Consider the following 14,134-nt stretch of genomic DNA (forward strand, 5'->3'; position numbering starts at 1 on the left):
TTTCGACAATAATTATTACACACCTTGCCCATTAATCTTAATCTCTTTTGTTTGTATAGCCCTATATAAGCATATGGGCTATAACCTCTGTCTGCATCTTAGCAATAAATATTGTTCTCTTTATTAAAATCAAAAGCTGTACTTACAAGTTGCATTTTCAAATAATTTTAAGAATTTAATGTACAAGAAAGGTCATCTTTATAACAAATAAAGACCAGAGCAAGCTTTAATGCTAACTCTGGTATTAGTTCCAATTTTTAGTGTTCAGATTTATGATTGAAAAATCATTCAATCTTTTTTTATTTATCTACAGATAATATTAATAACATTTTAAATCTTGTAATTGCAGTTACATTATGGATTACATTTGCCGGAAATACTATTTGTTCTCCGGATTCAATCTCAATTTCTTTATCTCCAACAAGAAGCTTTGCCTTGCCCTCAAGTGCCAAGACAAGAGCATCTCCAGGAGCCTTATGTGGTTTTAGACCTTCCCCTGCATCAAAAGCCATCAAAACAAGCCTAAACCCGTCTTTTGATACAAGGTCAATGTTTGCGATTCCTCCATCTACATAATCTAAATAGTCAACTAGTTTAATTTTCTTTCCTTTGTCAATGTTTTTCATTTCTTCCTCCTCTAAGTTAATTGCGATTTCTAAAAATATACTTTTTTTACTTACCTCTATGTCAAAGAGTTTGTTTTTTTCAAAAAGTATTGATTCATTATTTATAAGTTTTTCATTGTTAAAGTTAATTTCGCCTTTTAAGACAAAATATATTCTTTCTTCAGCATAAAATTCAGGGGAAATGCTGGTATCTTGGTCAAGACTCATAAGTAAGATGTGAAGATCATATAAATCTACAAGTTTCTTGCTTATTGTCTGATTGTCTTTTATGGGTATGACCTCTTCTGGTGTCGATATTTTTCCTTTGCTAATATTTTTCATCTTAATCTCCTGCTATGCTAATGGGTATTATAGTATCATATTCTTTCTTATCTTTTTTTATTTTTTCAAGTATGACCTCTACGCCAAATGCTTCTTTCATATTTTCCTTACAGATAATATCAGATGTTTTGCCTATTTTATGTCTAGCATTTTGCATTAACATCAAACATTTATCCGCTATTTCAAGAGCGTGGGCTGGGTAATGAGTATTTATAATAACACTAATATTGTCTATCTTGGATAGTTTTTTGATTAATGAAATTATTTTAAGTTGATTTTTAAAATCAAGACCACTTTCTGGCTCATCTAATATGATTAAACTTGGATCTGATATTAAAGCTCTAGCTATTAGAACCATCTGAAGTTCTCCTCCACTCATCACTGAACACGACTTATCTTTAAGATTTTCTATAGCTAAGCTTTTCATAATATTATTTGCTTTCTTATATTCTCTTAAGCCTGGTTTTGCAAATGGTCCAAGTTTACTAGAAAGTCCTAACACTACCATATCTATTCCAGAATATTCAAAAGAAAATGACCTTTTTTGAGGAACATATGATATGTTAGACCATAAGTCTCTTCTACTAAAACTTGAAATATCTCTTCCATCCATAAAACTCTTTCCTAGTTTCCATTTTTTAAAACCACATATACATCTTATAAGGCTAGTCTTACCAACTCCATTGGGTCCTAAAATAGATAAAACCTGACCTTGATTCAGACAAAAAGATAAATTCTTAAATAATACGTGATTTTCATCATAATAAAATCCTGTATCTTTTAATTCTAATTTAATTGAAACCACCCCCAGTTTTTCTAATTAGGCTTATAAAAATTGGAGCACCAATTATTGCTGTAAGAACTGATATTGGTAGTTCTATTACAGAAACTGTTCTTGATAAGGCTTCTATTAGTACCATAAGACTTGCTCCTAAAGATATGCTAAAAGGTAGGGTATGAGTGTTGTTGGCTCCTACCATCATCCTTGCCATATGAGGAATTATTAAACCAATCCATCCGACCTGGCCACACATTGATATAGATGAAGCTGTAATTAGTGTTGATGCAAATATGAAAATAAGTCTGGTTTTTTTGACATTAACTCCAAGACTTTTCGCTTCATCTTCTGATAGACTCATAATATTTAGCCTAAATATCAAGAGCCTTATTATGATGACTCCCAAAATTATTAGTGGTGCAGAAAGCATCAGGTTTTTGTAGGATGATCTTGCAAAAGAACCCATAAGCCAGTAACTAATGGCTGGCAACTTATCTGTCGGGTCTGCTGTATATTTTAAAAGAGACGCTAAAGCATTAGATAATGAAGAAACTACAAGGCCTGCTAGTATAAGCATTATTGTTGATGATCCGGTTCTACCCTTACCGATATATAAGGTCAACACTACTCCAATTAATCCAAAAACTAAAGCGAGGGCCTGGATAGAAAGAGTTGAAATTGATAAAAGTATTCCGATTACAGCTCCAAGACTTGCAGCTGAACTTACGCCCAGTATATCAGGAGTTGCCAAGGGGTTTGAAAAAACCCCTTGAAAGGCAAGACCTGCTGTGGAAAGACCAGCTCCCACTATTAGACCAGTAATAATTCTTGGTAATCTTACATTTATTATTACTGATTCAAGCATAGGGTCATAGTCCCCACCGCTTAGATAAGCATTGAAAAAATCTACAATCTGTCTTATGCTTAGAGGCATTCTCCCAATAACAAGTGCCAAAATACTAATTAATATGGGTAGGCTTATGAGGATAACATATGAGCTTAATTTTATTTTTTTATCTTTGATAAAGATTCCTTTAATCATATATCAAACATATCCTCAATTTGTTCATTTGTTAATTCATAACCATACCATGTTTTGTAGTAATCTTTAATCATTGCTTTTAGATCATAGTCTTTAAATTCTTCTGGGTAGGTTGATTTTGCAAGCCAAGCTAGTACAAGTGGTCCGTCTGGATTTGGTGTAAACCAATTCCACATACCAAGCTTAGTGTTATAAACTTTTTTATCCTTAACAGCTTTCATATTTGAAAAATTGATACCTTCTACTGAATTTTCAAATACATCTTTTGTTGTAATATCAAGAAGACCAGGTCCATCAAGATAAAGTATATCTGGATCCCATTGATAAAATTGTTCAATGGAAACTTTGGCAAAACCTTTTGTTTCATCAGCTAAATTTTTAACACCAATTCTCTTTAGCCAGAAATCTCCAAATACCCCCTTACCAGCAACCATTGGTACACCTTGGACATACTTCCATAAAATTACACCAGTTGGTTTTTTACTCTCATCTATTTTTGAAATTCTTTCTTCAACATCTTTTACAATATCTTGACCTGCTTTTATGAAATCATCTGTCTTTCCGCTTTCGCCAAATACATCTTCTAAGAGCTTTAACCATTGTGTGTACCTATCTATTGGGTCAGCTGGTCCATTTGTACCAACTGTAGCAAATCCTACACACGGAATCCCTGTCTTTTTAAGAGTTTCATAGTGTTCTTTATTTGAAGCATTGTAAAAAATAACATCTGGTTTAAGCTTCATTATTTCTTCAATATTAATGTCAGATTGACCTTGAACTGTATTTTGGCTATCAAGAAGCTCTGGAGCTATGTCCTTTAAAACTGTATTTGAAATTACTTGCTTAAGTGAACCAGCATATCCTACTATATATGGAGCCTTTCCATAATGATAAGCCATATAAGTAGATAAAATAGGAATCTGATCTATTACTATTCTTTCAACTTTCTCTGGAACTTCTACCGTGTTACCTGCGTGGTCTGTGATTATCCTGATTTTTTTATTTTCATCCTTAGTTTCTTCTGTCTTTTCTTCTTTTTTCTCAGTTTGAGTCACTTCCTTGTTTTCTGATTTTTGTTCAGTTTTTGTATTGCCACAAGCAGTCATACCTGTTAAGGCAAGCACTGTCAGACATAAAATTAATGATATTTTTTTAATAACTTTCATCTAATCCTCCTTTTTACTTGCTAAAACTATATAAGAAATTTTTGTATTTTTAGACCTCTCTAACATTTTTACAAATCTATCCCTATTTTCTTCTGAATAAGCTTTTTTATAAAAATTTGCAGCCCCAACTGGTCCCTCATCTTTTATAATTGTATCCCTGTCTAAGAGAATCATCCTGCCAGTCCTCTGTGAAAAAGGTCTAAAAGAATTTTCTATAAACAGTTTGTTCCAATTTTCTACTGTTAAAGGATACACATTCATATTTGTAAATTTTGAAAGTTGTCTTCTTATATCTTCACTTTCATTTTCCACTGCCACATCATGAGTTAATAGATAACCGTCTTTTTTCAAAACCCTGTGATAATTTTTAAGAGCCTTTGCTTTTTCTTCATTTGGAAGCATAGTAATCATTGCCTCATTAATTATTAAATCAAATGTTTCATCCTCAAAATCTAACTTTAAGGCATCCATATTTATAACTTCGATTTCTTTATCTAAGCCTAAAAGCTTTATATTCTCCAAAGCTTGGTCTATGGCAACTTGATCATTATCTATGCCTATTATTTTGCATTTATATTTAGTATAAACTCTTATTAGGTTATCTCCTCTATTGCAAGCAACTTCCAAAACTTGCATATCTTTATCAATCTGTACCTGATCAAGTAACCAATCGGTCATAAGACCGCCGCCTGGTCTGAGTCTTGTTCTTCCAAGCATCTTTAAAAAATCATGTCCAAAAATAATTTTACTATTTCTCATTTTCCCTTCCTCCTTGATAATAGTTATCATTACGTTTATAATTATAGCATAGATAATTTTTGTTGCAGTTGCAGAAGCAACAAAGGGGGGTTTTATGGAAAAAAATATTTTAAAAAGTAAATTATTTTATGGTTTAGACGAAAGTACTATACACCAAATACTCTCTTGTATTGATCATAAAATCTTAATTTTTAGTAAAGGCGAATATCTATATGATTTTTCTAAGGGCTTTAAGGCTGGTATAGTTTTGAAGGGAAGAATTGATCTATCTACAATAGATGATGATAAGGAAATTATAGATAGAATTTATGAGGCTTCAGATTCTTTTTCTTTAAATTTTTCCTCCCTAGCTGATAGATTTATGGTTGCAAAAAAAAATTCTAAAGTTTTGGCCCTTGATGTTAGCAAAATCTTTGAAAAAAATAAAAAGTCCTGTTCAAGCAGACCGATTTTTATGGAAAATATTATAAAATTGTATAATGAGCAAACTTCATACTTAACCTACAAATTAGATATATATTCTAAACCTAAAATTAGGGAGAAAATTAATAAATATATAGATAAATATGGTAAAGACTCCTTATTTTCTAATAAATTATCCAGAGAGGATTTGGCAAAATTTTTAGCTTGTAATAGGTCTGCCCTTTCAAGAGAGTTATCTCTTATGAAAAAAGAGGGATTAATATAAAAGTATTACTCCTAGGACTGACTAAATATAAACAAAAATTACAAAAAATCAGTCCTAAGATAATACGTATCTCATTTTAAACTCAAATGATATTTTTAGCTGTATAATAAACAAATCTCCATATTGAATTAGGTTCTTTTCCCTAGACTTTTACCCTTGAAAATTTCTATCTTTTGGTATCCTATCTACTTCAAATGATAAACCTGTTTTATATAAATAAACGGGAAGTCCTACTAAGGTTTCAGCCAAAACTCTCACACATGAATGAGCTGCTATTATCTGCATGGCAGTAAATTCATTGACATTTCTACCATTTGTTGTTCTTCCAAATAAAAAAGACGATAGAGTTTTTAATTTCTATCGCCAGTGATTATCTAATATTTATTTTTCTTTAAATTGATTTTATTGTATAGCTTAATAATTCTATTATTGCAACAATAAAAATTAAACTGGGATTCATAACAAACCCCAGTTTCATAATTAGCGTGTTCTTTAATATAATTTTGATCCTGCTGGAATATTATCATCCAACATTATTAAGTTAAGTTTTTCTTCTCCATCGTACTCACAAATTGCAGATATAATCATACCTTCTGAGTCGATTCCCATCATCTTACGAGGAGGAAGATTACAAATTGCAAGTAGTGTCTTTCCTATTAAGCTCTCTGCACTGTAATATTCCTTAATACCAGATAAAATAACTCTTTCTTTTTCAGAACCATCATCTAATGTAAATTTCAATAGTTTTTTTGACTTAGGAACTTCTTCGCAATTTTTGACTTTTACAACTCTAAAATCAGATTTTGAGAAAGTTTCAAAGTCTACCATATCTTCAAATAATGGCTCTACTTTTACTTTTGAAAAGTCGATTTCTTCTGTCGTAAGTTTGTCGTAAGTTTCGTAAGTTTCTTTTGACGAATCCCTATTTTCTGCCTTTTCTAAGCCTATTGGCTTCATTGTTGGGAATAAAAGAACATCTCTTATGCTAGGTTGGTCTGTCAAAAGTACTACCATTCTGTCAACGCCAATCCCAAGTCCTCCTGTTGGTGGAAGACCTACTTCAATTGCATTGATAAAATCTGAATCCATTGGATGTGCTTCATCGTCTCCTGCTTCTTTTTCTGCAACTTGTGCTTCAAATCTTTCTCTTTGGTCAATTGGATCGTTAAGTTCAGAAAAGGCATTGGCAAATTCCCAAGTGTTGATAAAAGCTTCAAACCTTTGTGTAAGTCTTGGATCCTTTGGATTTCTCTTTGCAAGTGGAGAAACTTCTACTGGGTGACCAATTACAAATGTTGGCTCTACAAGATGTTCTTCACAGAATTCTTCAAACATTTCAGAAAGAAGCTTGCCCCAAGTATCATTTTCAGAAACTTCAAGTCCCTTTTCTCTAGCGATTTCTCTTGCCTTTTCATCTGTATCAATTTTGTTAAAGTCTACATCTGCATATTTTTTAACTGCATCGATCATCGTTATTCTCTTCCAAGGTGCCTTTAGTGAAATTTCTGTACCTTGATAATTTATTGTATCTGTGCCAAGAACTTCTGTTGCAACATATTCAAATAAATTTTCAGTTATCCTCATCATTTCTTCGTAATCAACATAGGCTTGATAGAGTTCAATATTTGTAAATTCAGGATTGTGTTTTGGATCCATTCCTTCATTTCTAAACATCTTGCCCATTTCATAAACTTTTTCAAATCCACCTACTATTAATCTCTTTAAGAATAATTCATTGGCAATCCTAAGTTGCATATCGATGTCAAGGGTATTGTGATGAGTGTAGAAAGGTCTAGCATTTGCTCCACCTGCCACAGTTCCAAGTATTGGAGTTTCAACTTCTAAAAATCCCCTATTATCTAAAAATTCTCTAATTTTTTTTATGATTTTATTTCTCTTAATAAATACATCTTTTACTTCTGGATTTACAATTAGATCCACATATCTTTGTCTATATCTTAGGTCAGGATCCTTTAGTCCGTGGAATTTTTCTGGAAGAATTTGAAGTGATTTTGAAAGCAAAGTTAAGTCAGTTGCACGAACAGTAATTTCACCAGCTTCTGTCTTAAATACAACTCCCTTTACTCCAACTATATCTCCAATATCTAATCCCTTAACTTCCTCATATTTATCCTCAAGGACATCCTTTCTTGCAAATACTTGGATAGTTCCCACTGAATCTCTAATGTCTAAAAAACAAATTTTGCCATGGCGTCTTTTGCTCATTACACGACCAGCAATGGATACTTCTCTCTCTTCATCTTCATTAAATCCTTCTTTGATATCCTTTGAATGAGCAGTTACATCATAAGTTTCCTTTACAAAGGGATCTTTACCTTCACTTTTTAATTCCTCAAGCTTTTGCCTTTTTAACAAAAGCATCTCATTTAGATTTGCATCTTCTGTCTTTTTCACAAATTGCCTCCTAAATAGTTATTCCACAAATTTCGTACCTAATAATTCCATCTGGAACTTCAACTTCAACTACATCGCCAACACGATTGCCAATTAATTTTGACCCAACTGGTGACTCGTTTGAAATTTTTCCTTCAAGAGGATCTGCTTCCGCTGAACCAACAATCGTGTATTCGTCTTCTTCCATTGTATCAACTTCTCTAACTCTTACGCTAGAACCAATGTTGACAACTTCTGTATTTAAGTCTTTTTCATCTATAATTTTTGCATTGCGAACCATCATTTCAAGTTTTGCAATTCTCTCTTCAACTTGTGCTTGTTCGTTTTTAGCTTCGTCATATTCAGAATTTTCTGAAAGATCGCCATAGCCTAGAGCTACTTTAATTCTTTCAGAAACTTCTTTTCTTCTAACTGTTTTTAAATACTCAATTTCATTTTCGATTTTTTCTAAACCTTCTGGTGTGAAAAATATATCCTTTGCCAAAATTCTCTCTCCTCAATATATAAAAAATAAGGCGTCAGCCGCCCTTAACAAAAACCTTTTAATCTAAGCTATTATAGTCGAAACTTCTTTAAATGTCAAGAATTTAAAGTTTTCGAGAATTTGTTTAGTCTTTTTCTTCAAAATAAAAAATCTCTGCAATATTAAATTATATTGCAGAGTAAATTTCATTCTTTATTTTCAATTTTTTCTTTTTTTGCCTTACGCTTTTCTTGAGTGTAATATATTGCATTATCTATTACGCAAGCACAAATAAATAAGTCATATATTTCACGGTATGTTAAGTCTTCCAAAAAAGTATTATCACTTAATCCTGCCAAAAAATAATCAAATATCAAAATCATTAAAAGAATTATCAAAATTAGTAGAAAAATTAAAAATGGTATTCTCTTTATAACATTTTTCTTATGATTTAAAATAAATACAATAATCCATAAGAATTTAAAAATTTCTAATAACATATGATTAGTTCCAAAACCTATAGTCAGCATCTATTAAATACCATTTACCAAAGCCTTCATATTCACCATATTGGTATCTTTCTGTGAGATATAGATCAACTCCTGTATGATATCTAGCTAGTTCTGAAAAAATAAATCCCAATAAAAAATATAAAAATCTTTTTTCCATAAATATTTGCTCCTAATTCTTTTCATTTAAACTATGTAACAAATTAAATAAAAATTCAGTTATCCATCGAAATCACCGCCAATATCACTTTACTATTTATTTTTCTCTTTAATCTATTTACCCTTTTTATTAAAAAATAACAAAGTATAAAACTATTAAGCAATAGATATATCAAAAATTCATATAATTTCTTATAACTTCTATTATCTCATCCTTGTCCTTTAGAGTATTTAATTTATTTCTTATTTCCTTTGAATCCTTCATACCCCTAAAATAATTTGAGTAGACCTTTCTCATCTCTAGGATGCCAAGTTTTTCTCCTCTATAATTTATTTTTCGCTCTAATTCATCGATCATTAAGAGAAGTTTTTCTTTATCTGTGGGAGTTTTATAAGATCCAGTTTTTAAAAGTTCTTCGATTTGATTAAAAATGTAGGGATTTCCAATTGCACCACGACCAATTGCAACTCCATCTACTCCCGAATATTTAATCTTTTCAACTGCATCTTCTGGGCTTTTAATGTCGCCATTTCCAATTACTGGAATTTTTACATTTTTCTTTACTTCTTTTATAAAATCCCAATCGGCTCTTCCTGTGTAATATTCTTCTCTTGTTCTGCCGTGAACTGTTACAAAGGATGCTCCAGCTGCTTCAATGTTTCTTATAGCTTTCATAGAAGAAATTCCCTTTATTCCCTTCCTTACTTTTACAGAAACAGGTTTTTTTGAATTTTCTACAACAGATTTTACAATATCATATACTAAGGATGGGTCACTTAAAAGATAGGAACCTGATTTGTTTTTTACAATCTTTGGAGCAGGGCAGCCCATATTTATATCTACATAAGAAAAATTGTAATCATTTAAAATACACGTAGCCTCGCCCATAATTTTTGGATCACTTCCAAAAATTTGTACAGAAACTTTTTTCTCCTTTGGAGATATTTTCAAAAGGTCCATTGTCTTTTTATTTTCATAGACAATTGCCATGGCTGAAACCATTTCTGTTACTGTTATGTCCGCACCCTTTTCAGTCGCAATTTCTCTAAATGCAATGTCGGTGTAGCCTGCCATTGGTGCTAAAATTTTTAACAAAAAATCACTCTCAATCTATTTTATTATTTTTTTCATATATAATTTTTAGTCCTTCAAGAGTTAAAAATCTATTGATTATGAAATTATACCTTGAATCACTTGTAAGCATTGTTGAGAAACCACCAGTTGAAATAATATTAGTGTCTTCTTCCTTCCAATTTAGTTCTTTTAAAAGTTTAGCAACTATTCCATCGATCATTTCTTTAAAACCATAATATAAACCTGATTGCATAGCTCCAACTGTATTTGCTTGAATAACCTTATCTGGTGCAATAATTTCTATCTTTGGAAGTTTTGAAGTCATCATAAACAGTGCTTCAGCAGAAATTCCTATGCCAGGCATAATAAGTCCACCAAGATAATTTTTTTCTTCATCAACTACGCAAAAAGTCATTGCCGTTCCAATATCTACGATTATTGATTTTTTGCCATAAATTTCTAATGCTCCCACAGCATTTACAATTCTATCGGCACCAACTTCTTTGGGATTATCGTATTTAATATTAATTCCCAAATCTAATTCACAGTTTACAATCATTGGATTTTTATTAAAATATTTTTTCACCATAGAAGGAAGTGTGTGCATAAGATTAGGCACAACTGATGAAATAATTACATCTTCTATATCTTGAGGATCAATATTGGCATGAGTTAATGTGTTTATAAAAATTAAACCATATTCATCTGATGTTCTAGTCTTCACAGTAGAAGTTCTAAAATCATTTACAAGTTCGTCTCCCTTATAAACTCCCCAAGTTATGGAAGTATTTCCTACATCTATCACTAATAACATTTTTACACCTCATATAACAAATTGTTTTTATTATATATTTTATAATATTCTCTTTCAACTAATTATTTACCCAAAAAATATTATTTGCTCAATCTTTTTTAATCTAAGATAAATATTTGCGTCAACCTTATTGACAATATAGTAAACATTGTGTACTATGTTAATTGGAGGTTAATGATGAAGATTAAAACAAAAGATATAACAAAAATTGCACTTTTAGTTGCACTTATTGCTGTAGGAGCATTTATTTCTATTCCAATTGGACCAGTTCCCTTTACTCTACAAAACTTTTTTGTATTTATGACAGGACTTTTACTTACACCTTTTTATGCGGGACTTACAGTTTTTATATATGTTCTGCTTGGGCTAATTGGTATTCCAATTTTTGCAGGTTTTACTGGAGGCTTTGAATCCTTTTTAAAACCAAGCTTTGGATTTTTAATTGCCTTTATTATAGGGGCTGCATTTATATCTAAATTTGCTCATGGTGAAAAAAGCTTTGGAAAAATTATGCTTGTATTAATTTTAGCTGAAGTAATTTTCTATGCAATAGGTCTTCCTTATATGTATCTAATATTAAATAATGTAATGGGCAACTCAATGGATGTCGCTAAGATACTTTCTTTAGGTATGATACCTTTTATTATACCTGATATGGTAAAGGCAGTTGTTGCTGCAATTATTGCACCAAAAATTTTAAAAGTAATAAATAAGTAATTTTAAAGTTTAATAATTTATAAATAATAGAATAATTAATAGAAAAGTCTCGCTTCTGTGCGAGATTTTTTCATTTCTAATTATAGTTATATATTAAAAATTCTGTTATAATATCTTGGTAGGAGGTTATTATGAAATATTCCAAAAACAATAAACCTCGTGGAATGATTAAACTTTCTAGCGTATTAAAAATACTCATATTAATAGTTGTTGCTGCAATTATTATTTTAGGCTCAATGGCTACCGCTATTGTACTTGGTATTTTTAAAAAAGCTCCCGTAATAGACCCCTCAGAGTACAGATCACAACTTTCTGAGACTTCAAGGATCTATACAAATGACGGAAAACTAATTGAAACATTGGTATCCGATGAGTTTAGTGAGTTTGTTCCCTATGAGGATATACCAAAAAATTTAGTAAATGCCATTGTGGCGATAGAGGATGAAAGATTTTTCGAACACAGTGGAGTTGACTATAAAAGAGTTGTTGGCGCTCTTATCCACGACTTAAAAACCAGATCCTTTGACCAAGGTGCATCAACTATTACTATGCAGCTTGCGAAAAACTTGTACACTTCTTTCTCTAAAAGCGTAGTGAGAAAAATTACAGATGTTTATTATTCCTACCAAATAGAAGAAGACCTTACTAAAGAGCAAATACTTGAAGCTTACTTAAACTCTGCAGGTTTTTCTAAGGGAACTGTTGGCGTACAAGCTGCTGCTAAAACTTTTTTTAATAAAAATGTATCTGAGCTTGACCTTGCCGAATGTGCACTTTTAGCAGGCGTTACAAACTTGCCAGAAAAGTACACCCCTTACAATACTCAAGAGATTAGTCCAGAGGATGACCTTGGAAATATCGAAGTAGTTTTACTTCCAAAAAATGAAAATTCAAAACCTAATTCCGATGAAATCATTGAAATTGCAAAAAGTTTAAATGAGCTAGGACAAATAGATAATTTTGATCTTATTCAAATTCAAAATGATTTAATGGTTCCAGTGAAGGCTGTCTTCAATAAGACTTCTCAAGAAAGGCAAAAATTAGTTTTAAAGAAAATGCATGAACAAAATCTCATTACTAATGAAGAATATGAAAATGCTTTAAATGAAAAAATCGACATCAACATTGGTTCTCGTAAAGAGAGTGGAATTTCCTCTTTCTACACAGATGTAGTTCAAAAAAATACTATTAAAATTTTAATGAACTCAGGCTATACAAAGGAAGAAGCTACAAGCAAATTATTTAACGGTGGATTGAAAATTTACACTCCCATGGACATCGATATACAAAGAACATTGGAACAAGTGGTTTCAAACCCTAAATATTATTATGGAGGCTTCACCGACAAAAATGGAGTAATTCAACCACAAGTTGCATCAGTTATAATAGACCAAAAAACTCATGAAGTTAAAGCTCTTGTAGGTGGTAGAAATGTAAGTGGCGGTAGATTATTAAATAGAGCTCTAGTTCCTAGACAACCTGGATCTTCTATTAAACCTATTTCAGTTTATTTAACTGCTTTTAACAATGGAGCAACTGCAGGCGATGTTTATCTTGACTCTAAGATGCCAGAAAAAATATTTGGCTACTCACCTAGAAATTCAGGAAATTATTATCAAGGTTGGACTACTATAAGGAATCTCCTTCGTCAATCTTCAAATGTTGGTGCATTTCAAGTTGCAAGAGATATTTCTGCTGATAAAGATGCAAAGGCAAATAAAAATTCAACATACTCAAAAGTATACAATGATGAAGAATCAATTAATAAAATGGTGGACACTCTAAAATCCATTGGCGTGAGCACAATTGTAGAAAAAAAAGACAATCCAACATGGAATGACATGGACTATTCTCCATTAACTTTAGGTGGAATGAGCTACGGCATAAGTCCCTTTGAAATGGCGGGTGCTTTTACTACACTTGCCAATGAAGGAAAATATGCAAATCCCTATGTAGTTTCAAAAATCGAATCAAATACTGGTGAAGTTATCTACCAAGTTGATCCTAAAGAAGAAGAAATTACAACACCTCAAAATGCATATATTTTAACAGATATGCTTAGAGATGTCGTAAAAAGAGGAACAGGCCGAAATGCATCCTTTGCGGGACAAGATATTGCAGGTAAGACTGGTACAACTAACGACAAGAAAGATGTCTGGTTTGTCGGTTACACTCCTTACTACACTTGCTCTGTTTGGATTGGCAATGACAAAAATCAAAAATTATCCTTCGGTTCAACTCAGTCAGCTTATCTTTGGAAACAAATTATGAGAGCTGTTCATGAAGACTTAGATAAAAAGGAATTTGAGGAACCTGATGGAATTTATACAAAATACGTTAACGGAAGGCGAGAACTCTTTGCCGATGGAACTAAACCACATTACACAAATAAAATGGGTTGGTATAAAGATTCTCAAGAGAAAAAGAGCGAAGATAAAAAAGATGATAATGACAAAAATAATGACAATGAGAAGAAATCATCAAATGAAAATGAAAGTAAAACTAGAAAAAAATCTAGTTCAAAGTCAATAATTACAGATGAAAATGAGGAATAAAATTTGTAATTAAAAGTAAAAATCTCTAAAGTTTAATTAAGCTTTAG

At 31.5% G+C, this 14,134-nt stretch carries 14 protein-coding genes; 3 read left to right on the forward strand and 11 right to left on the reverse strand.

All coding sequences use genetic code 11. From position 1 onward, the window contains the following. Positions 1-299: 299 nt before the first annotated feature. Genes HKO22_RS05230 through HKO22_RS05250 form a run of 5 tightly spaced genes read right to left on the reverse strand, consistent with a single transcriptional unit; the run spans position 300 to position 4,692 of the window. Positions 300-947: a cupin domain-containing protein gene (locus HKO22_RS05230; RefSeq protein ID WP_169969039.1), complete on the reverse strand. Its 648-nt coding sequence runs from the start codon at positions 945-947 to the stop codon at positions 300-302. 1 nt (position 948) lies between these two features. Then, positions 949-1,752 (reverse strand): ABC transporter ATP-binding protein, encoded by an 804-nt coding sequence (locus tag HKO22_RS05235; RefSeq protein ID WP_169969041.1) that lies wholly within the window; start codon positions 1,750-1,752, stop codon positions 949-951. After that, complete coding sequence (locus tag HKO22_RS05240; RefSeq protein ID WP_169969044.1) at positions 1,739-2,767, reverse strand: FecCD family ABC transporter permease; 1,029 nt, start codon at positions 2,765-2,767, stop codon at positions 1,739-1,741. The genes HKO22_RS05235 and HKO22_RS05240 overlap by 14 nt, the downstream gene beginning before the upstream one ends. Then, a complete protein-coding gene (locus HKO22_RS05245; protein WP_169969046.1) occupies positions 2,764-3,933 on the reverse strand; it encodes an ABC transporter substrate-binding protein in 1,170 nt (389 codons plus the stop codon). The genes HKO22_RS05240 and HKO22_RS05245 overlap by 4 nt, the downstream gene beginning before the upstream one ends. Beyond that, positions 3,934-4,692, reverse strand: coding sequence for a class I SAM-dependent methyltransferase (locus tag HKO22_RS05250; RefSeq protein WP_169969048.1), 759 nt, complete (start codon positions 4,690-4,692; stop codon positions 3,934-3,936). It lies immediately after the preceding gene. A gap of 94 nt (positions 4,693-4,786) precedes the next feature. Between HKO22_RS05250 and HKO22_RS05255 the strand changes: the two genes are divergently transcribed. Next, a complete protein-coding gene (locus HKO22_RS05255) occupies positions 4,787-5,380 on the forward strand; it encodes a Crp/Fnr family transcriptional regulator (protein ID WP_169969050.1) in 594 nt (197 codons plus the stop codon). A gap of 492 nt (positions 5,381-5,872) precedes the next feature. On the opposite strand, the gene lysS is transcribed toward HKO22_RS05255, so the two are convergent. From lysS to HKO22_RS05285, 6 genes are all read right to left on the reverse strand, one after another. Then, positions 5,873-7,762, reverse strand: a complete 1,890-nt coding sequence (lysS, locus tag HKO22_RS05260) for a lysine--tRNA ligase (protein WP_169969188.1) — start codon at positions 7,760-7,762, stop codon at positions 5,873-5,875. A 43-nt stretch (positions 7,763-7,805) separates the two neighbouring features. Beyond that, positions 7,806-8,279 carry a transcription elongation factor GreA gene (gene greA, locus HKO22_RS05265; protein ID WP_169969052.1) on the reverse strand — a complete coding sequence of 158 codons (474 nt, stop codon included), beginning with the start codon at positions 8,277-8,279 and terminating at the stop codon, positions 7,806-7,808. 185 nt (positions 8,280-8,464) lie between these two features. Next, entirely contained in the window at positions 8,465-8,758 is a 294-nt protein-coding gene (locus tag HKO22_RS05270; RefSeq protein WP_169969054.1) for a hypothetical protein, read from the reverse strand. 4 nt (positions 8,759-8,762) lie between these two features. Then, positions 8,763-8,927, reverse strand: coding sequence for a hypothetical protein (locus tag HKO22_RS05275; protein WP_169969056.1), 165 nt, complete (start codon positions 8,925-8,927; stop codon positions 8,763-8,765). A 171-nt stretch (positions 8,928-9,098) separates the two neighbouring features. Next, complete coding sequence (dusB, locus tag HKO22_RS05280; protein ID WP_169969058.1) at positions 9,099-10,022, reverse strand: tRNA dihydrouridine synthase DusB; 924 nt, start codon at positions 10,020-10,022, stop codon at positions 9,099-9,101. 10 nt (positions 10,023-10,032) lie between these two features. Next, positions 10,033-10,815, reverse strand: a complete 783-nt coding sequence (locus HKO22_RS05285) for a type III pantothenate kinase (RefSeq protein ID WP_169969059.1) — start codon at positions 10,813-10,815, stop codon at positions 10,033-10,035. A gap of 177 nt (positions 10,816-10,992) precedes the next feature. On the opposite strand from HKO22_RS05285, the gene HKO22_RS05290 reads away from it, so the two are divergent. Further along, the gene (locus HKO22_RS05290; RefSeq protein ID WP_075660257.1) at positions 10,993-11,532 is read left to right on the forward strand and encodes a biotin transporter BioY; all 540 of its coding nucleotides are present in this window, start codon (positions 10,993-10,995) and stop codon (positions 11,530-11,532) included. Positions 11,533-11,663: 131 nt separating this feature from the next. Then, positions 11,664-14,087 (forward strand): transglycosylase domain-containing protein, encoded by a 2,424-nt coding sequence (locus HKO22_RS05295; protein ID WP_169969061.1) that lies wholly within the window; start codon positions 11,664-11,666, stop codon positions 14,085-14,087. Positions 14,088-14,134 lie beyond the last annotated feature (47 nt).

Origin of the sequence: Peptoniphilus faecalis (genome assembly GCF_012976305.1) — a bacterium.
GTDB lineage: Bacteria > Bacillota > Clostridia > Tissierellales > Peptoniphilaceae > Peptoniphilus_A > Peptoniphilus_A faecalis.